Origin of the sequence: Streptomyces sp. NPDC047880, from assembly GCF_040706515.1 — a bacterium.
In the GTDB taxonomy this organism is placed as follows: Bacteria; Actinomycetota; Actinomycetes; order Streptomycetales; family Streptomycetaceae; genus Streptomyces.
This window is the reverse complement of sequence record NZ_JBEZOK010000006.1, coordinates 220,499-243,562: the sequence shown is the minus strand read 5'-3', so window position 1 is coordinate 243,562 and position 23,064 is coordinate 220,499. Positions and strand designations below refer to the sequence as shown.

Below are 23,064 nucleotides of genomic sequence, written 5' to 3'. Positions count from 1 at the left end.
CAGATAGTAGGAAGTCCGAGTAATTGTGGAGACAGACGCTCCGGCCTCCTTTAGCTTTGTAGGAGCCGAACGTCTCGCTCGACCAAGCGAATGGCGGTCGTGAGCCGGGCCCCGTGCAGGCAACCCCTGCGGCATCGTGCTCCCCGCCCCTTCCGGCGTCTCGTAACCCTCCCTGTGCACTCCGTGCTGTCGAAGGAGTCGATTTCCCATGGCCGAGACGACCGTCCGCCGCCGAGTCCGTCACGTTTCCCGTACGACCGAGTCCGACCGGAAGAACGCCGCCGCCGCGCTCCAGCGCGCCCTCGACCGCCGGGACAACGGCGGGTCCAGCGGCCACTGAGCCGCACACCGCGACAGGACCGGGAGCCGCCCGACGAGGTGCGGCGCGGGGCCTCACGCCCCGCGCCGCACCTCGAAGTGGTCGATCCGCTCACCGCTCGACGCCAGCGCCGACACCTTCAGCCTCGGCCTGGCGCCGCTGACCGCCTCCACCGAGAGGAACGAGAAACCGCGGTAGCGCACCCGTGACCACTGCGCGGACTCCTCCTTGGCGTCCTGCGACCTGGTCCACCGGAACGTGGTGACCGCTTCGTGGTCGGCGGTGTTGCCCTCGTAGCTCTCCTTCACGCCGTCGGGGAAGCCGTACAGGTCCTTACCGCCGCCGCCCGCGGTGACGTAGACGATCCCGTCCCGCCGCGGATCCGTCGTGCCGCCGACCGGCACCGGCCGGCCCACCTCACCGCCCTTGACGGCGTCGGTCCGCTCGTAGACGTGGTTGTGCCCGTTGATCACCAGGTCCACCTCGTGCCGGGCGAACAGCGGCAGCCACTCGGCGCGCACCCCGCCGTCGGAGGCGTGCGTGGACGTCGAGTACGCGCAGTGGTGGAAGAAGACGACGATGAAGTCGACGTCCTCCGAGGCCCGCAGCTCACCGAGTTTCGAATCCAGCCACCTCGTCTGCCTGCCCTCCGAGTAGCCGAAGTTGGCGGGGATCTCGTACGACACGTCGTTCGCGTCCAGCGCGACCACACCGACGTTGCCGTAGGTGAAGGCGTACACGCCTGGTGCCGTGTGCGCGTCGAAGCCGCTGTCCGGCAGGGAGAACCGGGCGAGTTGGCCCCCGTAGCCGTCCGGCGAGTACCAGGCCTCCATGTCGTGGTTGCCGGTCGTCACCATCCACGGCACCGACCTGGCCACCGGCTCGGTCTGCTTCAGGAACCGGTCCCACTGGGTCGCGTCGAAGACGTCCGACTCCTTGCCCTTGCCGGTCGGGTCGGCGTAACAGATGTCGCCCGCGTGGAGGTGGAAGGCGGGCTTCAGGCGCAGCAGCGCACGGTCGTTGAGGGCCGCTTCCTCGCCGACGCCCTGGTCGCCGAACGCGGTGAACACGAAACGCCCGGGTGGACGCGCCGGTGCCGTGCGGAAGGCCGTGACGGTCGACCGGTGCCGCGGGGCGGCCGGGTCGAAGCCCTCGTGGCCGACGCCGTAGTAGTACGTCGTGTCCGGGCGCAGGCCGTCCAGCGCGGCGTGCAGGTAGTACTGCTCGACCGCCGCCCGTACGCCCTTCAGCTCCGGGGTGCGCAGGTCACGCAGCTCCGCCTCGATCCTGCGGCCGAGGTCGTCGGGGCGCAGGCCCACCCGGACGTACGGCTTGCGCACCGCGAGCGGCACCTGCCAGGAGATCCGCATCTGCGTCTTCGGGTCGGCGCCGAAGGCGAGATGGCGGCCGAAGGGGGTGATGAGGGAGCCGGGCACCCTCGACGTGCCCGGCGACGGGCCGCCGGCCGCCGAGGCGCCGCCCTGCCCGGAACCGGAGCCGGAGCAGCCGGTCAGCAACCCGCTCGCCATCGCGCCCGCGGTCACCAGGGTGCGCCGCCGCGACAGCCGCGTCCGCAGGTACTCGTGCTGCTCCGCCATGCTCATCCGGCGCGCGAGCCCGGGCGGGATACCGAAATGGGGGATCTCCATGTCCGATGAATCTCCCAGCAGAGGCCAACGTCCGCACCACATATGGGTGAACGGCACCCGGCAGGCGCGTGCCGTCCCCCGGTCGGGCGTGTCTCACCTGTCCGCATCACGGACGCCGAGTGTCATTCCATGGGACGAGGAGTAGGGTGCCCGCATGTCTCGCAGCATCAATCTCGCAGTGATCCCCGGTGACGGCATCGGCCAGGAGGTCGTGGCCGAAGGCCTGAAGGTCCTCTCCGCCGTCCTTCCGCAGGATGTGAAGCTGGAGACCGAGGAGTACGACTTCGGCGCCCGGCGCTACCACGCCACCGGTGAGACCCTCACCGACGCCGACCTCGACGCCCTGAAGCGGCACGACGCCATCCTGCTCGGCGCGATCGGCGACCCGTCGGTGCCGTCCGGCGTCCTGGAGCGGGGCTTCCTGCTCAAGCTGCGCTTCGCCTTCGACCACCACGTCAACCTGCGCCCCTCCAAGCTCCTGCCGGGTGTGGCCACCCCGCTGGCCGGTGAGCCGCAGATCGACTTCGTCGTGGTCCGCGAGGGCACCGAGGGCCCCTACACCGGCAACGGCGGCACGATCCGCAAGGGCACCGTTCACGAGGTCGCCACCGAGGTGTCGGTGAACACGGCCTTCGGTGTCGAGCGCGTGGTGCGTGACGCCTTCGCCCGGGCCCAGGCCCGCCCCCGCAAGAAGCTCGCACTGATCCACAAGAACAACGTGCTGACCTTCGCCGGTCACCTGTGGACGAACATCTTCAACCAGGTGGCCGAGGAGTTCCCCGAGGTCACCACCGAGTACATGCACGTGGACGCGGCGACGATCTACCTGGTCACGCAGCCCGAGCGGTTCGACGTGATCGTCACCGACAACCTCTTCGGCGACATCATCACCGACCTGGCCGCGGCCGTCTCCGGCGGCATCGGTGTCGCCGCCAGCGGCAACATCAACCCCTCCGGTGAGTTCCCGTCGATGTTCGAGCCCGTGCACGGCTCGGCCCCCGACATCGCCGGACAGGGCAAGGCCGACCCGACCGCCACCGTGCTGTCCGTCGCCCTGCTGCTGCGCCACCTCGGCTACGAGGCCGAGGCCGCCCGCATCGACGAGGCGGTCTCCGCCGACCTCGCCGAGCGCACCGGCAAGCCCGCCCGCTCCACCTCCGAGATCGGCGACGCACTCGCCGTACGCGTAGCCGGCTGACCCGCCGCTGCTCTCCGCAAGCCGCCGGGTCGCATCCGCGCCCGGCGGCTTCCGCATGTTCCCCGCCGGGTGCCACCATCGACCACCGGGCCGCAGTCACCCCGTTCCGTCCGCGGCCACCTCCGGGCGATAATCGAACGCGAGGCGGCGCAATGAGGGAATGCTCGGACGTCCTGGCACTGGTCACCATCAGAGCAGTACCGAGCGCGGCCCGTCACTACAACCGGTGAAGGACATCAACCCATGACGACGCCCACGATCGAGCTCAAGCCCTCCGCCAACCCGCTCTCCGCCGCCGAGCGCGAGCAGATCCTGGCCAGCCCCGGGTTCGGCCGCCACTTCACCGACCACATGGTGACGATCAAGTGGACGGAAGGCCGCGGCTGGCACGACGGCCAGCTCGTGCCGTACGCGCCGATCTCCCTCGACCCCGCCACCACGGTGCTGCACTACGCGCAGGAGATCTTCGAGGGGCTGAAGGCCTACCGTCAGCCCGACGGGTCCGTCGCCTCCTTCCGCCCGGAGAAGAACGCCGAGCGGTTCCAGCGCTCCGCCCGCCGGCTCGCCATGCCCGAACTGCCGGTCGAGACGTTCATCGAGGCGTGCGACGTCCTGGTGCAGCAGGACAAGGCGTGGGTGCCGGCGCACGGCGGCGAGGAGTCCCTCTACCTGCGCCCGTTCATGATCGCCACGGAGGTCGGGCTGGGCGTGAAGCCGGCCAACGAGTACCTCTTCCTGGTGATCGCCTCCCCGGCCGGGGCGTACTTCCCCGGTGGCGTGAAGCCGGTCTCCATCTGGGTCTCCGAGGACCGCGTCCGTGCCGTCCCCGGCGGCATGGGAGACGCGAAGACGGGCGGCAACTACGCGGCGTCCCTGCTCGCGCAGGCCGAGGCCGCGACGAAGGGCTGCGACCAGGTCTGCTACCTCGACGCCGTGGAACACACGTGGGTCGAGGAGCTGGGCGGCATGAACCTGTACTTCGTGTACGGGAACAAGATCGTCACGCCGTCCCTGACCGGGTCGATCCTGGAGGGCGTCACGCGCGACTCCCTGCTCGCCGTCGCCCGTGACCTCGGGTACGAGGCCGAGGAGGGCCGGGTCTCGGTCGACCAGTGGCAGCGGGACTCGGAGAACGGCTCGCTGACCGAGGTGTTCGCCTGCGGCACGGCGGCGGTGATCACTCCGGTCGGTACGGTGAAGCGGGCGGGGGCCGAGTGGAAGCAGAGCGGGGGAGAGCCGGGCGAGGTCACGCTGCGGCTGCGTCAGGCGCTGCTGGACATCCAGCGGGGTACGGCCGCGGACGCCCACGGTTGGATGCACCGCCTGGGCTGAGTGCTCCTGGTCCCCGGGGGCTCCGCCCCCGGGTCCCCGGAACTGTGCCCCCGGGTCCCCGGAACTGTGCCCCCGGGTCCCCGGAACTGTGCCCACCCACCACCCGAATCAGTCGGACACAGAAGCCGGTGCAGGGGCCTCGACCCCGGGTTCCGTCGACACGGACCCCGGGGACGACACCAGATACGCCACCCCTCCCACCACCCCCGACAGCAGGAAACTGCAGTCCACCCCGCCCGTCAGTGACAGCAGCGGGCCCTCGTACGACGGCAGGGACACCGCCAGGACGCCCACCGTCGCCCCGGCGGCCCAGGAGAGGGTCGCCGGGACGTTCCAGCCCGCGCGGTACCAGTAGACGCCGCCCCGGGAGCGGCGGTTGAAGACCTGGAGGGCGTCCGGGTCGTAGACGCCGCCGCAGCGGGCGAAGCCGATGAGGGTGATGACCGCCCAGGGCGTGCCGATGGCGGTCAGGAGCAGCACGAAGGACGTCATCGCGTCCTGCGCGGTCGAGTAGTAGTGCCCCGCGAAGACGCAGGCCGTGGCGACGGCGGCGACCACGTACGTCGCCCGGGCCCGTGAGGCGCGCGGCAGGATCGCGTCCAGGTCGAGGCCCATCGAGTACAGCATCAGCCCCGCGTTGCCGGCCGAGCCGGCCGAGGCCGCGAGGAGCAGCGGGACCAGGTACCAGCCGGGGGCCGCGTCGACCAGGGGGCCCGCGTAGTCGAGGGCGGCCCCGGCCGCGTACGCCGTGAACGTGCCGAACAGCTGCGGCACCAGCAGGCCCAGCATCAGCCCCAGCCAGGTCGCGTGCAGCACCCGGCGGGAGGAGTGGCGGGCCGGTGAGATGTAGCGGGTGTAGTCGCCGAGCAGCGTGATGAACGCGACCGGCCCGGACAGCCCCGCGGCCACCGCCGCGAGCAGCCAGGTGGGCCAGAAACCGCCCAGGAGATGGCCGCCGGCCTCCGGCAGCGCGGCGGTGGTGAAGGTGGGGGCGTACGCGATCACACCCACGGCCAGCAGGGCCGTCATGCCGAACGCCAGGACCCGGGACATCGCCAGCAGCACCCGGTAGCCGTAGACCGCGCCCGCGACCGTGGCGGCGGCGAGCAGCCCGTAGACGACGCCGTACGACAACCCGCCCTGCGGCAGTCCGGCCAGCCGGCCCAGGACGCTCACCATCACGTCCCCGCCGATCCACACCGTCAGCGCGGTGTAGCCGAGGGCCAGCAGCAGTCCGACCACGGAGCCGACCAGCCGCCCGCGCACGCCGAACTGGGCGCCGGAGGAGGTCGACAGGTTGGTGCCGGTGCGCAGCGAGACCAGTGCCAGCGGGGCCGTGAACAGCACGCCCACCACCGTGCCCGCGAGCACCGCGCTGACCGACGACCACCAGTCGAGGCCGAAGGACGGCGGCAGCCAGCCGAAGACGATCACGCCCAGGCAGAGGTTGGAGCCGAGCAGGATCGAGACGAGGTCGCGTGGCCCGCTCGTGCGTTCCTCCTCGGGGATGGTGTCGACTCCGCGCTGTTCGATCGGCATGCTGGTCTCCCTCGGTTAGAGCGACGTTCAATGTGATGTGCGCATTGCCTCATCGTCAACCTTCCGGTCGAGTGAATTTCATGTTTAGAGTGATGCTCTAAATGGAGGGAGTGACATGCGGCTGACCCCGACCGAACGCGACCGGCTGCTGCTCTTCGGCGCCGCCGAGCTCGCCCGCGCCCGCCGGGCCAGGGGACTGAGGCTCAACGTCCCCGAGGCGACCGCGCTCATCGCCGACACGGTGTGCGAGGCCGCCCGGGACGGCAAGCGGCTCGCGGAGGCCGTCGAGGCCGCCCGGTCCGTCCTCGGGCCCGGTGACGTGCTGCCCGGCGTCGCCGACGTCGTCACCGAGGTGCACGTCGAGGCCGTCTTCGACGACGGCTCGCGGCTCGCGGTCGTCTCCCACCCCATCGGAGGCGACTCGGGGCCGGACGCCCCGGGTGCCCTGCTGCCCGGGCCGGAGCATCCCGAGCCCGAGCCGGCCGAGCGGCTCACGGTCACCAACACCGCGACCGTGCCCGTCTCGGTGACCTCCCACTTCCACTTCTTCGAGGCCAACCCGAGGCTCGACTTCGACCGCGGCCGGGCCTACGGCATGCGGCTCGCCGTGCCCGCGGGATCCTCCGTCCGTCTCGGGCCGGGGGAGAGCGCCGAGGTGGGGCTGGTGCCGATCGGGGGCGAGCGGATCGCCATCGGTTTCGCCGGGCTCGTCGACGGGCCGCTGGACGCGCCGGGCGCCAAGGAGGAGGCCCTGGAGCGGGCCGCCGCCTGCGGCTACCTCGGCGTACCGGAAACAGCTGATCAGGAGGTCGAGCGATGAGCCGCCCCGGAGGCCACCCCGCACAGGCGCGCCGCCTCACCCCGTACGAGTACGCCGCCACCCACGGGCCCCGCGCCGGTGACCGCATCCGCCTCGGTGATTCGGGGCTGGTCGTCCGGGTCGAGTCGGACTCCCAGCGGTACGGCGACGAGTTCCTCGCCGGGTTCGGCAAGACCGCCCGCGACGGACTGCACCTCAAGGCCGCCGCGGTCCGCGAGACCTGCGACGTCGTCATCAGCAACGTCGTCGTCATCGACGCCGTGCAGGGCGTCCGGAAGGTCTCCATCGGGATCCGCGAAGGCCGCATCTGCGCGATCGGGCGGGCCGGCAACCCCGACACCCTCGACGGGGTCGACGTCGTCGTCGGCACGGGCACCTCGATCGTCTCCGGCGAGGGTCTCATCGCCACCGCGGGTGCCGTCGACACCCATGTCCACCTGCTGTCGCCGCGCATCATGGAGGCCTCGCTCGCCTCCGGCGTGACCACGATCATCGGGCAGGAGTTCGGCCCGGTGTGGGGCGTCGGCGTCAACTCGCCCTGGGCGCTGCGGCACGCGTTCAACGCCTTCGACGCCTGGCCCGTCAACATCGGCTTCCTGGGCCGGGGTTCGTCCTCGCACGAGGCACCCCTGGTCGAGGCCCTCGCCGAGGGCGGGGCGAGCGGCTTCAAGGTGCACGAGGACATGGGCGCCCACACCCGCGCGCTCGACACCGCCCTGCGCGTAGCCGAAGAGCACGACGTCCAGGTCGCCCTGCACAGCGACGGGCTGAACGAGTGCCTGTCCGTGGAGGACACCCTGCGCGTGCTGGAGGGGCGCACCATCCACGCCTTCCACATCGAGGGCTGCGGCGGCGGGCACGTCCCCAACGTCCTGAAGATGGCGGGCGTGCCGAACGTCATCGGCTCCTCCACCAACCCGACCCTGCCCTTCGGCCGGGACGCCGTCGCCGAGCACTACGGCATGATCGTCTCCGTCCACGACCTCAAGACCGACCTGCCCGGCGACGCCGCCATGGCCCGGGACCGCATCCGGGCCGGAACCATGGGCGCCGAGGACGTCCTGCACGACCTGGGGGCGATCGGCATCACCTCGTCGGACGCGCAGGGCATGGGGCGTGCGGGCGAGACCGTCCGCCGTACGTTCGCCATGGCCGGGAAGATGAAGGCCGAGTCCGGCGCTCCCGACGAAGGCCACGACAACGAGCGCGTCCTGCGCTACATGGCCAAGCTCACCATCAACCCCGCCCTCGCGCACGGGCTCTCGCACGAGGTCGGGTCCATCGAGACCGGCAAGCTCGCCGACATCGTGCTGTGGCGGCCCGAGTACTTCGGTGCCAAGCCGCAGCTGGTGCTGAAGGCCGGCTTCCCGGCGTACGGCGTGGTCGGCGACCCGGGCGCGGCGACCGACACCTGCGAACCCCTCGTCCTCGGGCCGCAGTTCGGCGCGCACGGGGCGACACCGGCCGACATCTCGGTGGCGTTCGTCGCGCAGGCCGCGCTCGACCAGGGGCACGACACCATGCCGACCCGGCGCCGCAGGGTCGCCGTGCGCGGCACGCGTGGCATCGGCCCGGCCGACCTGCGTCTGAACTCCCGTACCGGAGCCGTCGACGTCGACCAGCGCACCGGTCTCGTCACCCTCGACGGCGAGCCGCTGCACTCCGGACCCGCCGATTCCGTCTCCCTCAACCGTCTCTACTTCCTCTGAGGATCAACGATGTCCGCAGCCGCCGACGGCTTCCGCATGCCCGCCGAATGGGCTCCGCACGAGCGCACCTGGATGGCCTGGCCGGGCCCGAACCAGACCTTCGACGACCCCGGGGAGCTGGCCGCCGCCCGGGTCGCCTGGGCCGCGGTGGCCCGGGCCGTGCGCCGCTTCGAACCGGTGACGGTGGTGTGCGGGCCGGGGCGGTCGGGCGAGGCGCGTGCTCTGCTGGGCGACGGCGTCGACACGGTCGAGCGGGACCTCGACGACGCCTGGATGCGTGACATCGGCCCCACCTTCCTGACCGACGGGAAGGGCGAACTGGCCGCCGTCGACTGGACGTTCAACGGCTGGGGCGCCCAGGAGTGGGCCCGCTGGGAGCACGACGCGAAGATCGCCGTGCACGTCGCCGACCTCGCCGGGGCACGGACGTACGCCTCGCAGCTCGTCAACGAGGGCGGGGCGATCCACGTCGACGGCGAGGGCACGGTCCTGCTGACCGAGACCGTCCAGCTCGGTCCGGAGCGCAACCCGGGCTGGTCCCGCGAGCAGGTCGAGGCCGAGATCCACGCACAGCTCGGCACCCGCAAGGCGATCTGGCTGCCGCGCGGCCTGACCGGCGACTACCCTCCCCACGGCTTCGGCACCCTCGGCCACGTCGACATCGTCGCGGCCTTCGCCCGCCCGGGCGTCGTCGTGGCCCACTCCCAGCCCGACCCCGCCCACCCCGACCACGAGGTGACCCGGGAGATCATCGGCCTGCTGAAGGCACAGACCGACGCGCGCGGCCGGCGTCTGGAGGTCGTCGAGGTCCCCGCCCCGACCGTCCTGGAGGCCGACGGTCACTGGGCCGACTACTCCTACATCAATCACTACCTGTGCAACGGCGGCGTGGTCCTGTGCGGCTTCGACGACCCGCGTGACGAGATCGCCGCCGGCATCTTCCGCCGCCTGTTCCCCGAGCGCACCGTGACGCTGGTCGACGCCCGTACGATCTTCGCGGGCGGTGGTGGCATCCACTGCATCACCCAGCAGCAGCCGAGGATCTAGGAGCGCACATGGCCGGTGGGCGACGGCAGGCCCCGCCCCGCGAGGACGTCCTCGCCGCGGCCATGGAGATGATCGCCGAGCGTGGCCTGGAGAAGCTCACCATGGCGGCGCTCGGCCGCGAGGTCGGGATGAGCAGCGGCCACCTGCTCTACTACTTCGGCTCCAAGGACGAGCTGCTGCTGCGCACCCTGGAGTGGAGCGAGGGCCGGCTCGGCGCCGAGCGGGGGCGCCTGCTCACCCGGACCGCGCCGGCTCGCGAACGCCTCGACGCCTACGTCGACCTGTACGTGCCCGACGGGCACCGCGACCCCCACTGGACACTGTGGCTGGAGGTCTGGAACCGCTCGCAGAACGCCGACGCGCAGGCCCGTGACCGGCAGGCCGCCATCGAGGGCGCCTGGCACCGCGACCTGGTCGCCCTGCTCGCCGAGGGCATCTCGCGCGGGGAGTTCCGCCGCGTCGACCCGGACCGCTTCGCCGCCCGGCTGCGGGCGCTGCTCGACGGCTTCTCCATCCACGTGGCGATCGGCCTGCGCGGCACCGACCGGGCACCGGTGCTCGCGCACGTCCGCGAGTTCCTCGCCGACAGCCTCCTCGCGGACGCCTGAACGCGCGCCCGGGTCGTCAGTGAGCCGAGCATGTCCGCCCCGGTGGCGACCGCGACAGCCGCACCTTCGTCTCCGACCGTCACCCGAAGTGACCGACCGCATCCTGAGACGGCGGTGAGCGGAGCCCGGGGGTTGTGCCAAAATGCCCCCGTGCTCTCGTTCGCCATGATTATTGGCAGCAGGCGCGCCGGTCCGCAGTGACCGCACGTACGACCAGGTACGGGCGGACACCGTCGTCCTCGACCCGCGCGCAGACCTCTCGCACCCGCGAGAGGTTTTTCGCATTTCTGGCCCACCCGCAGCCGGAGGCGAGAGCGCGAGGGACCATGTGAGGGCGGTGGAGCCGGTCATTCCGGTACGACCGAGATCCCATCCTCAGGAGCCTTGAGACCATGACCGAAACCAGCGAGCTCGACGATTCGTTCCACGTCTTCGACACCACCCTGCGCGACGGCGCCCAGCGGGAGGGCATCAACCTCACCGTCGCGGACAAGCTGGCCATCGCGCGGCACCTGGACGACTTCGGCGTGGGCTTCATCGAGGGCGGCTGGCCGGGCGCCAACCCCCGGGACACCGAGTTCTTCGCCCGCGCCCGGCAGGAGATCGACTTCCGGCACGCCCAGCTCGTCGCGTTCGGCTCCACCCGCCGCGCCGGCACCACCGCCGACCAGGACCCCCAGGTCAGAGCGCTGCTGGAGTCCGGCGCACCGGTGATCACGCTGGTCGCCAAGTCACACGACCGCCATGTCGAACTCGCGCTGCGCACCACCCTGGACGAGAACCTGGCGATGGTCCGCGACACCGTGTCCTTCCTCAAGGAGCAGGGCCGGCGGGTCTTCATCGACTGCGAGCACTTCTTCGACGGCTACCGCGCCAACCCCGAGTACGCCAAGGCGGTCGTCCGCACGGCGTCGGAGGCCGGCGCGGACGTCGTCATCCTGTGCGACACCAACGGCGGCATGCTCCCGGCCCAGGTCCAGGCCGTCGTCTCCACGGTCCTCGCCGACACCGGCGCCCGGCTCGGCATCCACGCCCAGGACGACACGGGCTGCGCGGTCGCCAACACCCTGGCCGCCGTCGACGCCGGCGCCACCCACGTGCAGTGCACCGCCAACGGCTACGGCGAGCGCGTCGGCAACGCCAACCTCTTCCCGGTCGTGGCGGCCCTGGAGCTCAAGTACGGCAAGAAGGTGCTGCCCGACGGGCGCCTGCGGGAGATGACCCGCATCTCGCACGCCATCGCCGAGGTCGTCAACCTCACCCCCTCCACGCACCAGCCCTACGTCGGCCTCTCCGCCTTCGCCCACAAGGCCGGACTGCACGCCTCCGCGATCAAGGTCGACCCGGACCTGTACCAGCACATCGACCCCGAGCTGGTCGGCAACACCATGCGGATGCTGGTCTCCGACATGGCGGGCCGGGCCTCCATCGAGCTCAAGGGCAAGGAGCTCGGCATCGACCTCGGCGGCGACCGCGAGCTGGTCGGCCGGGTCGTCGAGCGGGTCAAGGAGCGCGAACTCAAGGGCTACACCTACGAGGCCGCCGACGCGAGCTTCGAACTCCTGCTGCGCGCCGAGGTCCAGGGCAAGCCGCTGCACTACTTCGAGGTCGAGTCCTGGCGCGCCATCGTCGAGGACCGGCCCGACGGCTCCCACGCCAACGAGGCCACCGTCAAGCTGTGGGCCAAGGGCGAGCGCATCGTCGCCACCGCCGAGGGCAACGGCCCGGTCAACGCCCTCGACCGATCGCTGCGCGTGGGCCTGGAGAAGATCTACCCGCAGCTCGCCAAGCTGGAGCTGGTGGACTACAAGGTCCGCATCCTGGAGGGCAAGCACGGCACCAACTCCACCACCCGCGTGCTGATCTCCACGTCCGACGGCACGGGCGAGTGGTCGACCGTCGGTGTCGCCGACAACGTCATCGCCGCGAGCTGGCAGGCCCTGGAGGACGCGTACACGTACGGGCTGCTGCGCGCGGGGGTCGACCCGGCGGAGTAGCCGCGGGCCGGCCGGAGCCCGGGGCGCGTGTCACATCGCGGTGTCCCGGGACCGCGGCACCGGAACCTCGCCGCCCCGGTCCCGCCCGGGGCTCCGGTCGAGGCGGAACAGGCCTGCGGTGTGGGAACGCTGGCCGGTGGCGGAGCTGGTGGAGCGGGTCAGCTCCTCGACGCCGTCGGCCAGATAGCCGATCCACGCCGTGCCCTCGTCCTCGATGATCCGCTGCGCGTCGGTCCGCAGCCGCTCGATCACCCCGAGCAGGGCGGCCTGCTCCTTGTCGCTGGGGGAGTCCGTGGTCCTCAGGAACGCCTGCGCCCACTCGGACTGCGCCTTCTTGAGGATCTGCTGCAGCGCCATCTCGGCACGGATGTAGCGGGTCCAGGACGCCGAGAACCCGAAGATCCGGTCGAAGAGCACACAGCCCGCCCCGCCGGCCAGGAACACGAACCCCCACTCGGGCTGCACGGTCGTGGGCGAGGCGGCGTGCACCAGTGGTGTGATCGTGCCGACGATGCCCAGCAGTGTGGCGAGCGCCCGCAGCGCACGCGACCACAGCGACGGGCCCCGGCGCCGCGCCAGGTACCAGCCGATGGCCGACGTCACCTCCGCCTCCGCGTGGCGGAACAGCTCCCACAGCAGGTCGGCGCGCGTACGCGACCGGTCCAGCTCGGTCAGTCCGGACACCGCCATGTCCGCAACCCTGCGTCGTCCGAACATGTCCCCGCTCCCGCCCCTCCTGGATGGCCAGGGGCATCCTAGTGCCGCGGCAGGCGACGTTCGCCCCGTCGCGACGCCCGGCACGCCCTCTCGCCGCACCCGACGAAAGCCCGGGTACGCCCCGTACGAGGGCTTCCGGCCGGCACGCCGAGAGCACGCACCGGACGCCGCTCCTTCACGGGCGAACGGTGCCTGCCGCGGCACCAGGCCGTGTCCGCAAGGTCCCGCCCGCCCCACGACGGACACGACCCGGGCACCGCCGCGTTCCCAGATCCCTTCCACGACGGATAACCCTTTTTGGGATGTTTCGGGTAGCTTCGAACATATGAGGGCCGCACTGGTGCGTACCGTCGTACGTCTGCTGATCGTGCCGTTCGCCGCCGTACTGGCGGTGCTGCTGGCCGGCGCGCCGGGCGCGCACGCGGCCACCGACCTCTCCGAGGTCGCCCGGGAGCTGCGCCAGAACCCCGTCTACGTCGACCCGGCCGCCTCCGGGCAGCTCGCGGCGTCGGACGCCGAGGCGCTCGCCGACAAGATCAAGGACGCGGACAAACCCGTCTTCGTGGCGGTCCTCCCGGCCGGCTACCCCACGCAGGACCTGTTCCGGAACCTCCGCACGGAGACCGGCATCACCGGCCTGTACGGCATCCGCCTCGGCGACCGCTTCGACGCCCGCGCCGACAGCTCCGTGATGAGCCGCCAGGCGGTGTCCAACCTGGTCACGGCCGTACAGGGTGCGGGCGACGCCAAGGCCCAGCTGAACGACTTCGTCGACGACGCCCTGCGCAACGTGGGCGGGACGGCGCCGAGCAGCTGGAGCGGCGGCTCGGGCACCGACGTGCCGGTCGGCGGCCTGGTCACGATCGGCGCCCTGGTGGCGGCCGGCGGTGCGGGCGCCTACGCCATGGTCCGCCGCAACCGGCGCCGCCACGAGGAGGAGCAGCGGGCCGCTCTGGAGAAGCTGCGGGTGGTCGTCGACGAGGACATCACCGCGTTCGGTGAGGAGCTCGACCGGCTCGACTTCCATCCCGGGGAGCCCGGCGCCGACGACGCGATGCGCACCGACTACGAGCGAGCCCTGGACTCCTACGAGCAGGCCAAGTCCCTGATGGCGGCCGCGACGAAACCGGAGGACGTGCGGGCCGTCACCCAGGCCGTGGAGGACGGCCGCTTCTGTCTCGCCCGGCTCGCGGCCCGCCGCGAGGGCGGGGCCCTGCCGGAGCGCCGCCCGCCCTGCTTCTTCGACCCGCGCCACGGCCCCTCGGTCGCCGACGCCACCTGGACGCCCCCGGCCGGCGCCACCCGCGAGGTCCCCGTCTGCGCGGCCGACGAACGGCGTCTGGCCGAGGGCCGCGATCCGGCGATCCGCGAGGTCGACACCGAGTACGGCCGCCGCCCCTACTGGGACGCCGGACCGGCGTACGGTCCCTGGGCCGGCGGTTACTTCGGCGGCGGACTCCTGCCCGGCCTGCTCGTCGGCACCATGCTCGGCAGCATGATGGCCGGCCCCGCCTACGCGGCCGACTACGGCTCTGGCTACGGCGACTTCGGCGGCTACGAGGGCGGCGACGTCTCCGGCGCGGACTACAACGCCGGCGACTTCGGCGGCGATTTCGGAGGCGGTTTCGGAGGAGGGGACTTCGGCGGCGGCGGGGACTTCGGGGGCGGGTTCTGACCCAACGCCGACCGGCTGGTACGCGGGTGAGTCCGACGGCGCCAGGGGGAGCGGGTCCACCGGATCTCCCCCTGCTCCGCCCGGGTGCCGGCCCGGGGCGTGTCCCGTCGGCCGCCCCCTCGACGGACCAGGACGACCGCCCGGAGGCAGACGGCCGGCCCGTGAGCGGTCTGCCCGCCGAACAGCTCGCCGAACATCAGCGCGCCCCAGACCCCGGTGACCGGGGCCATCAGGAACATCAGCGTGTTGACCTTCGTGCCGCCCGAGAGCTGCAGGACGACCCCGGACGCTGCCGCCCAGCGGACAGTAGCTGTCCTAATTACTTCCTACGGTGACGCCATGACCATCTCCGACGACGCAGGCCCCCTCGCCTTCGAGACCACGGCCGACCTGGACTCCTGGCTCGCCGCGCACCCGGCGCCGCACCCCGGACTCTGGGTCCGGATCGCGAAGAAGGGCTCGGGCATCCGCTCCGTCAGCGCCGCCGACGTCAACGACCTTGCGCTGTGCCACGGGTGGATCACCGGGCAGCGCAAGGGAGTTGACCACGCGTACTACCTCCAGCGGATCACGCCGCGGCGTCCGGGCAGCGTCTGGTCCGTGGTCAACGTCCGGCGGGTCGGGGAGCTGACCGCCGCCGGACGGATGCGGCCCGGCGGGCTCGCCGAGGTAGCGGCCGCGCGGGCGGACGGCCGGTGGGAGGCCGCGTACGCGTCACAGAAGGAGGCCGGGGTCCCCGGGGACCTGGCGGCGGCGCTGGAGCAGAACCCCCGGGCCGCCGCGGCGTTCGGGGCGCTCGGGCGGACGGACCGGTATCTGGCGATGCTCGGCGTGCTGCGGGCCAGGACGGCGCGGGGCCGGGCCGCGCAGGTGGCGGCGACGGTGAGGAAGCTGGAGTCGCGGGAGCCCCGGACGAGATGAGCCCGGGCGGCGGAGGCCCGCACGCGGAACGGGCCCGACACCCCTCGGCATCGGGCCCCGAAGCCGCGTGTCAGAGGGTTGACGCCGCCGACGCGATGGCGGAGGCGAAGGTGGAGACCTCCGTGTAGACGCCGGGAGCCTCGGGCCGGGCACAGCCCTCGCCCCAGCTCACGATGCCCACCTGGATGAAGTTGCCCGCGTTGTCCTTGCGGAACATCGGGCCGCCGGAGTCGCCCTGGCAGGTGTCGACGCCGCCCGCGTCGAAGCCGGCGCAGATCTCCTCGTTCGCGACCAGGTCGCTGTAGAGGCCGCCGTAGCCCTTGCACGCGGCGTCGCTGACGAACGGCACGGTCGCCTTGAGGAGGTAGCGCTGCTGGGAGCCGCCCTCCCGGTTCGCGCCCCAGCCGGCGACGGTGAAGTCACCGGTGTTGTACTGCGTGGTGGTGGCGATCTTCAGCGTCGGCAGATTGATGGGCTGCGCCAGCTTGATGAGCGCCCAGTCCTTGCCGGTGCCGTTGTAGCCGGGGGCGCGCAGCACCTTGGTGGAGCGGACCTGGACCCGGCCGGTGGTGGACTGGAGGTCCACGACCCCGGCCGTCGCCGTGATGCCGGTGTTGTTGCCGGAACTGCCCACGCAGTGCGCGGCCGTGAGCACGATCTGCTGGGTGTAGAGGGCGCCGCCGCAGCCCATCGAGAGCCGGACCATGAACGGGAACTCACCCTGCGCGGCCCGGGTCCCGCCGACGACGGGTGACGGGGCGGCCTGGGCGGCGGAGACGGGCTGGAGACTGGCGATCGCGAGTGCGGCGGCGCCGAGGACCGCGCATCTCTTGAGGGCCGTGAGGAGTCTCTTCAACGTGATGCCTTCCGTGGGGGGTTGACTGGGGAGGTGCAACCGAAGCATCAGATTGACGAGTGCATGACAGCAGCAAGGCAAAAAGAACGTCCATGTGCTGGCATGGACTGGTCAAAATACTGCTGCTGGATTATGGGAACGCCGACAGTCTTTGCACAAGGGGCCGGAATCGGCCAGACCGGCCCGGTGGCGCTTCACCGGGCCGGTCCCACAGGGCTCACGCGTTCCTGATGGCCGAGATGTCGAAGTTGAGCTTGATCTTGTCCGAGACCAGGACGCCGCCGGTCTCCAGTGCGGCGTTCCAGGTCAGGCCCCACTCGGAGCGCAGGATCTCCGCCTTGCCCTCGAAGCCGACGCGCTCGTTGCCGAAGGGGTCCTTCGCGGCGCCGTTGAACTCGAGGTCGATGGCGAGCGTGCGGGTGGTGCCGAGGATCGTCAGGTCACCGGTGATCCGGTACTCGTCACTGCCGAGCGCCTCCGCCTTGGTGGAGCGGAAGGTCATGGCCGGGAATTCGTCCGTCTTGAAGAAGTCCGCGCTCTTGAGGTGGCCGTCACGGTCGGCGTTGCCGGTCTCGATGCTGTCCATCACGACGTCGAGGGAGGCCGTCGAGCGCGACGGATCGGTGCCGTCGAGGTGCAGCGTGCCGGTGAAGTCCTGGAAGCTGCCCTTGACGTTCGTGACCATGGCGTGCCGGGCGGTGAAGCCGATCGTCGAGTGCGCGGGGTCGATCGTGTAGTCGCCGGTCAGGGCGGCCAGGTCGGGGTTCACGGCGGTGTTCGCGGCAGCGGTCCGGGTGTCGGTGCGGCTGAAGATGCTCATGGTGTACGCCTCCTGCGCTTGATGTTGAATCTTTAACTACTCCAACGCGACCCACCGTAGACCTATTCCGTTCAATGTTCAACATCTTCGGGGAAGGAGTCTCGGTCTGTCGTCTGCCGCACGCCTCTCCGCTGCCGCGCGCCTCTCGTTCCGCCGCCTGGCGCAATCCCACGGCCCGCGCGGGTGCACCCGCCGACGCCGCGCACGGCGACCCCGCGCCGGTCGGCCCAGGGGCCGCGGGCCCACCGCACCCGGAGCGCCGGGCCGCGGCCGGTGCCCGGTGCGGTGGCGGTGTCCGGCGAGAGGGGGTTCCGTGTCAAGGGAGCGCAAGGAGACAGACGAGACCCACGGCGGACGCACAGCGCAGGGGAGAGCGACTCGTGACACTCACCGGCTCCGGCTCGGCCTACGACCCACCGGCGGATCCCGCCCCGCGCCGCTCCACGGCCCCCGTCCCCGCCCGGGTGCACCAGTACGGGCCACCGCGACGCCTCGACCGGCGCGTGGCCCTGGTCACCGGCGCCTCCTCCGGCATCGGGGCGGCCACGGCCCGGCGGTTCGCGCTGGACGGCTGGCAACTGCTTCTCAGCGGACGCGACCGGAACCGGCTGGAGCAGACGGCGTCCGGCACCTCGGCCGTCGTGCTCCCCGCCGACCTCGCCGCCCCCGACGGCCCGCGTCTGCTGGCCCGGTCCGCGCTGCACACCACCGGCCGCATCGACGTCCTGGTCGCCGGGGCGGGCATGGGCTGGACCGGCCCCTTCACCACCATGCCGCACACCGACATCGACCGGGTGCTGACCCTCGACCTCAACGCCACGCTGCACCTGGTGCGCGAGGTCCTGCCCTCCATGATCGCGGCCGGGCGGGGCCGCGTGGTGCTGCTCGGCTCGGTCGCGGGCTGCGTGGGTCTGCGGGAGGAGGCGGTGTACTCCGCCGCCAAGGCCGGCCTGGCCGCCTTCGCCGAGGCGCTGCGCCAGGAGCTGCGCGGCACGGGCGTGGGCGTCACCCTCGTCGTCCCCGGAGCCGTCGACACGGCCTTCCACACCCGACGCGGCAGGCCTTACGACGGCACCCGCACCGGTCTCCTCTCGCCGGGCTGCGTCGCCGCCACCATCTGGGAGGCCGTCCGGCAGGAGCGCGACGAGGCCTACGTCCCCACCTGGCTGACCGTCCCCGGCCGGGTCCGAGGTCTCGCACCGGGCCTGTACCGCCGCCTGCTCAACCGCTTCGGCTGAGCCGTGCCGGGGCCGCGCCGCCCCACGCCGCTCCGGCCGGATGTGTAGCGCCACCCGTGCTGCCATTGCGCCGCTCCGGTCGGATGTGTAGCGCCACCCGTGCTGCCGTTCCGCATCTCCGGCCGGGTGCGCGGGGCCACCCGTGCTGCCATTGCGCCGCTCCGGTCGGATGTGTAGCGCCACCCGTGCTGCCGTTCCGCATCTCCGGCCGGATGCGCGGGGCCACCCGTGCTGCCATTGCGCCGCTCCGGCCGGATGTGTAGCGCCACCCGTGCTGCCGTTCCGCATTTCCGGCCGGATGCGCGGGACCACCGGTGCTGCCATTGCGCCGCTCCGGCCGGATGCGTAGGGCCACCCGTGCTGCCGTTCCGCATTTCCTGCCGGATGCGCAGGGTCACCCGCGTCGCCGTTCCGCCGTTCCGGTTACTCCGGCCGGATCCACCGTTCAGGTGACCGCCTCCCCGTGGTAGGGCATGGGCATGACTCCCCAGCGTCGTGCCGTCCCCCGCCGTACGGGCCGGGCCGCCCTGTTCCGGCCCGGCCGCCGCGCCCTGCTGCTGGCGGCCGCGGCCCTCGCGGCGACCGGGGGCGCTGCGCCCGCGGGGCCGATCGCCGGCCCGCCGGGCGACCCGTACGACACCCTCCGCCGCCGTTGGCTCCACATCTCCCTCGGCACCGGCTACGACCCGGCGACCGAGCCCTACGCGGCCCGGCTCGCGGAGACCGGCGCGCTCGCCCGCGACCTGCACGCGAGCATGGCCCCGACGGCGCACTCCCTCTGGCCCGGCCACCCCTTCGACCCACCGGCCGGCATCACCCTCGGTTACGCGCGGCTGTGGACCATGACCCAGGCCTACGTCCAGCAGGGCACCGGCTCGACCGCCGACCCGGGCCTCCTCGCCGGCGTCCTGCGGGGCCTCGACCACCTCGCCGCCACCGTGTACAACCCCGCCACCACCCCCTACGGCAACTGGTGGGAATGGCAGATCGGCAGCCCCCGGCTGCTGATGGACATCACCACCGCCCTGTACGACGAACTCGGCCGGACCCGTGTCGACGCCGCCTGCGCCGCCGTCGACCACTTCGTCCCCGACTCGGCCCTCGGCGACTACAGCGGCACCTCCACCGGCGCCAACCGCGTCGACCTGTGCCGTTCCGTGGTCCTGCGCGGCGTCCTCGGCCGCGACCCCGCCAAGATCGCCCTCGCCCGGGACGCGCTCTCCCCGGTCTTCCCGTACGTCACCCGGGGCGACGGCCTCTACGCCGACGGCTCCTTCGTCCAGCACACCTGGGTCGCCTACTCGGGCACCTACGGTCAGGTCATGCTCGACGGGCTCGGCCGCCTCTTCGCCCTGCTCGCCGGATCCGACTGGGAGGTCACCAACCCCGGCCGGCAGATCGTCCTCGACAGCGTAGAGCGGGCCTACGCGCCGCTCCTCCACGACGGACTGGTCATGGACAGCGTCAACGGACGGGCCATCAGCCGCGGTTACCTCACCACCGACGACCGCAAGGTCCTGCGCAGCGACCACTACCACGGCCACCGGCTCATCGCGGCCATCGCCCTCCTCGCCACCGGCGCGAACCCGGCCGAACGCGACCGCTGGCACGCCCGCATCAAGGGCTGGATCGAACGGGACACCGTGAGCCCCCTTCTGACGTCCCGCCAGTTCGATGTGGCCGACCTGGCCCGGCTGCACGCCGTCGCCGCCTCACCCGTCCCGGCCGCGCCCGAACCCACCGGGCACCACCTGTTCGCCGCCATGGACCGTGCCGTCCACCGCGGCCCCGGCTTCACCGTGAACATCGCCATGGCCAGCGACCGCATCGCCCACTACGAGTGCGGCAACGGGGAGAACCCCCGCGGCTGGCACACCGGCGCGGGCATGGTCAGCTGGTGGGCCGGGGCGAGCGACCAGTACACGGACTGGTTCTGGCCGACCGTCGACTGGTACCGGCTGCCCGGCACCACCGTCTCCACCACACGGCTCGCCGACCGCGAAGGCGGCGAGTGGGGCACCGCCCGCCCGGACGCGCGCTGGGTCGGCGGCACCACCGACGGCACCCGCGCGGCCCTCGGCCAGCACCTCAAGGGCCTCGGCTCCACCCTGGAGGCCCGCAAGTCCTGGTTCTGTCTCGCGGACGCGGTGGTCTGCCTGGGCGCCGGGATCACCTGTGCCGACGGCGTCCCGGTCGAGACGGTCGTCGACAACCGCAACCTGGGCGCGAACGGCACCCAGCGTTTCGTGCGGGGACCGAGATGGGCCCACCTGGAGGACCACGGCGGCTGGCTGGTGCTCGACGGTGAGCTGAAGGCGCTGCGCGAGGACCGCACCGGCGCCTGGTCCGACATCAACACCGGCAGCACCCCGGAGCGGCGCACCCGCCGCTGGCAGACCCTCTGGCTCGACCACGGCACCGACCCCGAGGACGCCACGTACGCCTACGTCCTCATGCCCGGGGCGTCCCGTACCGCGGTCGCGCGGCGCGCCGCCGACCGTCACTGGCTGTCGGTGCTCGCCAACGACCCGGACCGCCAAGCGGTCACCGTGCCCTCCCTGGGCTGCACGGCCGCGAACTTCTGGACGCCGGGCACCGCGGGCCCCCTCACCGCGTCCGCCGCCGCGAGCGTGCTGACCGTCGTCCGGGGCCGCACCGCTACCCTCTGCGTGAGCGAACCGCCCCGCACCGGCGCAACCCTGGAGATCACCTGGGACCGCCCGGTCCGGCGGGTCGACCGCCTGGACGACACCGTCGAGGTGCTCTCCACAGGCCGCCGACTGCGCGTGCGCGTCACTCCGGGGGAGGCATGTGCCACGCATATCTGTGAGGTGACTCTCGCCTGACGGTTTTGTGTGACCCTTACAAGCGACACGCCCCCTGAGCAGTCGGAAAGGCTGCACTCCGCCACGGTTCTGTTCAGGGGTACCAGGAAAACACGCCGGAGACTGTGAGGAGTCGACGGCCCGCATTTCTCACTCGGCTTCGTAAGGTCACTACATGACCGTTTTGGATGAGGCGCCGGGTGAGCCGACCGACGCGCGTGGACGCGTGGCCGAACTGCACGAGATCCGTGCGCAGGCGGTGGCCGGACCGAGCGAGAAGGCGACCGAGGCGCAGCACGCCAAGGGCAAGCTGACGGCGCGCGAGCGCATCGAACTCCTCCTCGACCCGGAGTCCTTCCGGGAGGTCGAGCAGCTGCGCCGGCACCGGGCCACGGGCTTCGGCCTGGAGGCCAAGAAGCCGTACACCGACGGTGTGATCACCGGCTGGGGCACGGTGGAGGGCCGCACGGTCTTCGTCTACGCGCACGACTTCCGCATCTTCGGCGGCGCCCTGGGCGAGGCCCACGCCACGAAGATCCACAAGATCATGGACATGGCCATCGCGGCCGGTGCCCCGCTGGTGTCGCTGAACGACGGCGCCGGCGCCCGTATCCAGGAGGGCGTCTCGGCCCTCGCCGGCTACGGCGGCATCTTCCAGCGCAACACCAAGGCCTCGGGCGTCATCCCGCAGATCTCGGTCATGCTCGGCCCGTGCGCCGGCGGCGCGGCCTACAGCCCCGCCCTCACGGACTTCGTCTTCATGGTCCGCGACACCTCGCAGATGTTCATCACCGGCCCGGACGTCGTCAAGGCGGTCACCGGCGAGGAGATCACGCAGAACGGCCTGGGCGGCGCCGACGTCCACGCCGAGACGTCCGGCGTCTGCCACTTCGCCTACGACGACGAAGAGACCTGCATCGCCGAGGTCCGCTACCTCCTCTCGCTGCTCCCGCAGAACAACCGCGAGAACCCGCCCCGCACCGAGTCCTCGGACGCGGCCGACCGCCGCTCGGACGTCCTGCTGGACCTGGTCCCGGCGGACGGCAACCGGCCGTACGACATGGCCAAGGTCATCGAGGAGATCGTCGACGACGGCGACTACCTGGAAGTCCACGAGCGCTGGGCCCGCAACATCATCTGCGCGCTGGGCCGGATGGACGGCCAGGTCGTCGGCATCGTGGCGAACCAGCCCCAGTCCCTGGCGGGCGTGCTGGACATCGAGGCCTCCGAGAAGGCGGCCCGCTTCGTGCAGATGTGCGATGCGTTCAACATCCCGATCATCACTCTTCTGGACGTCCCCGGCTTCCTCCCGGGCGTCGACCAGGAGCACGGTGGCATCATCCGCCACGGCGCGAAGCTCCTCTACGCCTACTGCAACGCGACCGTGCCGAGGATCTCCCTGATCCTGCGCAAGGCCTACGGAGGTGCGTACATCGTCATGGACAGCCAGTCCATCGGTGCCGACCTCACCTACGCCTGGCCGACGAACGAGATCGCCGTCATGGGCGCGGAGGGTGCGGCCAACGTCATCTTCCGCCGCCAGATCGCCGACGCCGAGGACCCCGAGGCCATGCGGGCCCGCATGGTCAAGGAGTACAAGTCCGAGCTGATGCACCCCTACTACGCGGCCGAACGCGGCCTGGTCGACGACGTCATCGACCCCGCCGAGACCCGCGAGGTGCTCATCAAGTCCCTCGCCATGCTCCAGACCAAGCACGCGGACCTGCCGTCCCGCAAGCACGGCAACCCGCCGCAGTAACCCTGCGGACATCTTCCTCACGGAGACTGACACCC

General features: G+C 71.8%; 18 protein-coding genes and 1 pseudogene. 13 read left to right on the top strand and 6 right to left on the bottom strand.

What is annotated here, in order from left to right; all coding sequences use genetic code 11:
• The first annotated feature begins 208 nt into the window (after positions 1-208).
• Positions 209-340, top strand: a complete 132-nt coding sequence (locus tag AB0937_RS12625) for a hypothetical protein (RefSeq protein WP_104781486.1) — start codon at positions 209-211, stop codon at positions 338-340.
• Positions 341-393: 53 nt separating this feature from the next.
• On the opposite strand, the gene AB0937_RS12620 is transcribed toward AB0937_RS12625, so the two are convergent.
• Positions 394-1,968 (bottom strand): metallophosphoesterase family protein, encoded by a 1,575-nt coding sequence (locus AB0937_RS12620; protein WP_366711338.1) that lies wholly within the window; start codon positions 1,966-1,968, stop codon positions 394-396.
• Positions 1,969-2,122: 154 nt separating this feature from the next.
• On the opposite strand from AB0937_RS12620, the gene AB0937_RS12615 reads away from it, so the two are divergent.
• Both AB0937_RS12615 and AB0937_RS12610 read left to right on the top strand, forming a co-directional pair.
• Positions 2,123-3,166 (top strand): 3-isopropylmalate dehydrogenase, encoded by a 1,044-nt coding sequence (locus AB0937_RS12615; protein ID WP_366711337.1) that lies wholly within the window; start codon positions 2,123-2,125, stop codon positions 3,164-3,166.
• Between the two features lie 243 nt (positions 3,167-3,409).
• Positions 3,410-4,498 (top strand): branched-chain amino acid aminotransferase, encoded by a 1,089-nt coding sequence (locus AB0937_RS12610; protein ID WP_366711336.1) that lies wholly within the window; start codon positions 3,410-3,412, stop codon positions 4,496-4,498.
• A 108-nt stretch (positions 4,499-4,606) separates the two neighbouring features.
• Here the strand turns inward: AB0937_RS12610 and AB0937_RS12605 are convergent, their stop codons facing one another.
• Positions 4,607-6,037 (bottom strand): cytosine permease, encoded by a 1,431-nt coding sequence (locus AB0937_RS12605; RefSeq protein ID WP_366711334.1) that lies wholly within the window; start codon positions 6,035-6,037, stop codon positions 4,607-4,609.
• A gap of 115 nt (positions 6,038-6,152) precedes the next feature.
• On the opposite strand from AB0937_RS12605, the gene ureA reads away from it, so the two are divergent.
• From ureA to cimA, 5 genes are all read left to right on the top strand, one after another.
• The gene (gene ureA, locus AB0937_RS12600) at positions 6,153-6,857 is read left to right on the top strand and encodes an urease subunit gamma (protein WP_366711333.1); all 705 of its coding nucleotides are present in this window, start codon (positions 6,153-6,155) and stop codon (positions 6,855-6,857) included.
• Complete coding sequence (locus tag AB0937_RS12595; RefSeq protein WP_366711332.1) at positions 6,854-8,566, top strand: urease subunit alpha; 1,713 nt, start codon at positions 6,854-6,856, stop codon at positions 8,564-8,566. The genes ureA and AB0937_RS12595 overlap by 4 nt, the downstream gene beginning before the upstream one ends.
• Before the next feature lie 9 nt (positions 8,567-8,575).
• Entirely contained in the window at positions 8,576-9,613 is a 1,038-nt protein-coding gene (locus AB0937_RS12590) for an agmatine deiminase family protein (RefSeq protein ID WP_366711331.1), read from the top strand.
• Positions 9,614-9,621: 8 nt separating this feature from the next.
• The gene (locus AB0937_RS12585) at positions 9,622-10,221 is read left to right on the top strand and encodes a TetR/AcrR family transcriptional regulator (RefSeq protein WP_366711329.1); all 600 of its coding nucleotides are present in this window, start codon (positions 9,622-9,624) and stop codon (positions 10,219-10,221) included.
• A 392-nt stretch (positions 10,222-10,613) separates the two neighbouring features.
• The gene (gene cimA / locus AB0937_RS12580) at positions 10,614-12,218 is read left to right on the top strand and encodes a citramalate synthase (RefSeq protein ID WP_366711328.1); all 1,605 of its coding nucleotides are present in this window, start codon (positions 10,614-10,616) and stop codon (positions 12,216-12,218) included.
• Positions 12,219-12,248: 30 nt separating this feature from the next.
• Here the strand turns inward: cimA and AB0937_RS12575 are convergent, their stop codons facing one another.
• Positions 12,249-12,908, bottom strand: a complete 660-nt coding sequence (locus AB0937_RS12575; protein WP_366711327.1) for an SLATT domain-containing protein — start codon at positions 12,906-12,908, stop codon at positions 12,249-12,251.
• Positions 12,909-13,260: 352 nt separating this feature from the next.
• On the opposite strand from AB0937_RS12575, the gene AB0937_RS12570 reads away from it, so the two are divergent.
• Entirely contained in the window at positions 13,261-14,610 is a 1,350-nt protein-coding gene (locus AB0937_RS12570) for a hypothetical protein (RefSeq protein ID WP_366711325.1), read from the top strand.
• 107 nt (positions 14,611-14,717) lie between these two features.
• Here AB0937_RS12570 and AB0937_RS12565 read toward each other — a convergent pair.
• Positions 14,718-14,891: pseudogene (locus AB0937_RS12565) on the bottom strand (EamA family transporter); the annotation flags it as partial.
• Positions 14,892-14,949: 58 nt separating this feature from the next.
• Here AB0937_RS12565 and AB0937_RS12560 point away from each other — a divergent pair.
• The gene (locus AB0937_RS12560) at positions 14,950-15,531 is read left to right on the top strand and encodes a YdeI/OmpD-associated family protein (protein WP_366711323.1); all 582 of its coding nucleotides are present in this window, start codon (positions 14,950-14,952) and stop codon (positions 15,529-15,531) included.
• Between the two features lie 70 nt (positions 15,532-15,601).
• Here the strand turns inward: AB0937_RS12560 and AB0937_RS12555 are convergent, their stop codons facing one another.
• Positions 15,602-16,387 carry a serine protease gene (locus AB0937_RS12555; RefSeq protein WP_366711322.1) on the bottom strand — a complete coding sequence of 262 codons (786 nt, stop codon included), beginning with the start codon at positions 16,385-16,387 and terminating at the stop codon, positions 15,602-15,604.
• A gap of 217 nt (positions 16,388-16,604) precedes the next feature.
• Entirely contained in the window at positions 16,605-17,207 is a 603-nt protein-coding gene (locus AB0937_RS12550) for a YceI family protein (protein WP_366711320.1), read from the bottom strand.
• Positions 17,208-17,587: 380 nt separating this feature from the next.
• On the opposite strand from AB0937_RS12550, the gene AB0937_RS12545 reads away from it, so the two are divergent.
• The 3 genes from AB0937_RS12545 (at position 17,588) to AB0937_RS12535 (ending at position 23,029) form a co-directional block, all read left to right on the top strand.
• On the top strand, positions 17,588-18,445 hold the full coding sequence (locus tag AB0937_RS12545; RefSeq protein ID WP_366711319.1) for an SDR family NAD(P)-dependent oxidoreductase: 858 nt from the start codon (positions 17,588-17,590) through the stop codon (positions 18,443-18,445).
• A gap of 479 nt (positions 18,446-18,924) precedes the next feature.
• On the top strand, positions 18,925-21,291 hold the full coding sequence (locus AB0937_RS12540; protein ID WP_366711317.1) for a polysaccharide lyase 8 family protein: 2,367 nt from the start codon (positions 18,925-18,927) through the stop codon (positions 21,289-21,291).
• A 154-nt stretch (positions 21,292-21,445) separates the two neighbouring features.
• Positions 21,446-23,029: an acyl-CoA carboxylase subunit beta gene (locus tag AB0937_RS12535; RefSeq protein ID WP_366711316.1), complete on the top strand. Its 1,584-nt coding sequence runs from the start codon at positions 21,446-21,448 to the stop codon at positions 23,027-23,029.
• The last annotated feature ends 35 nt before the right edge of the window (positions 23,030-23,064 follow it).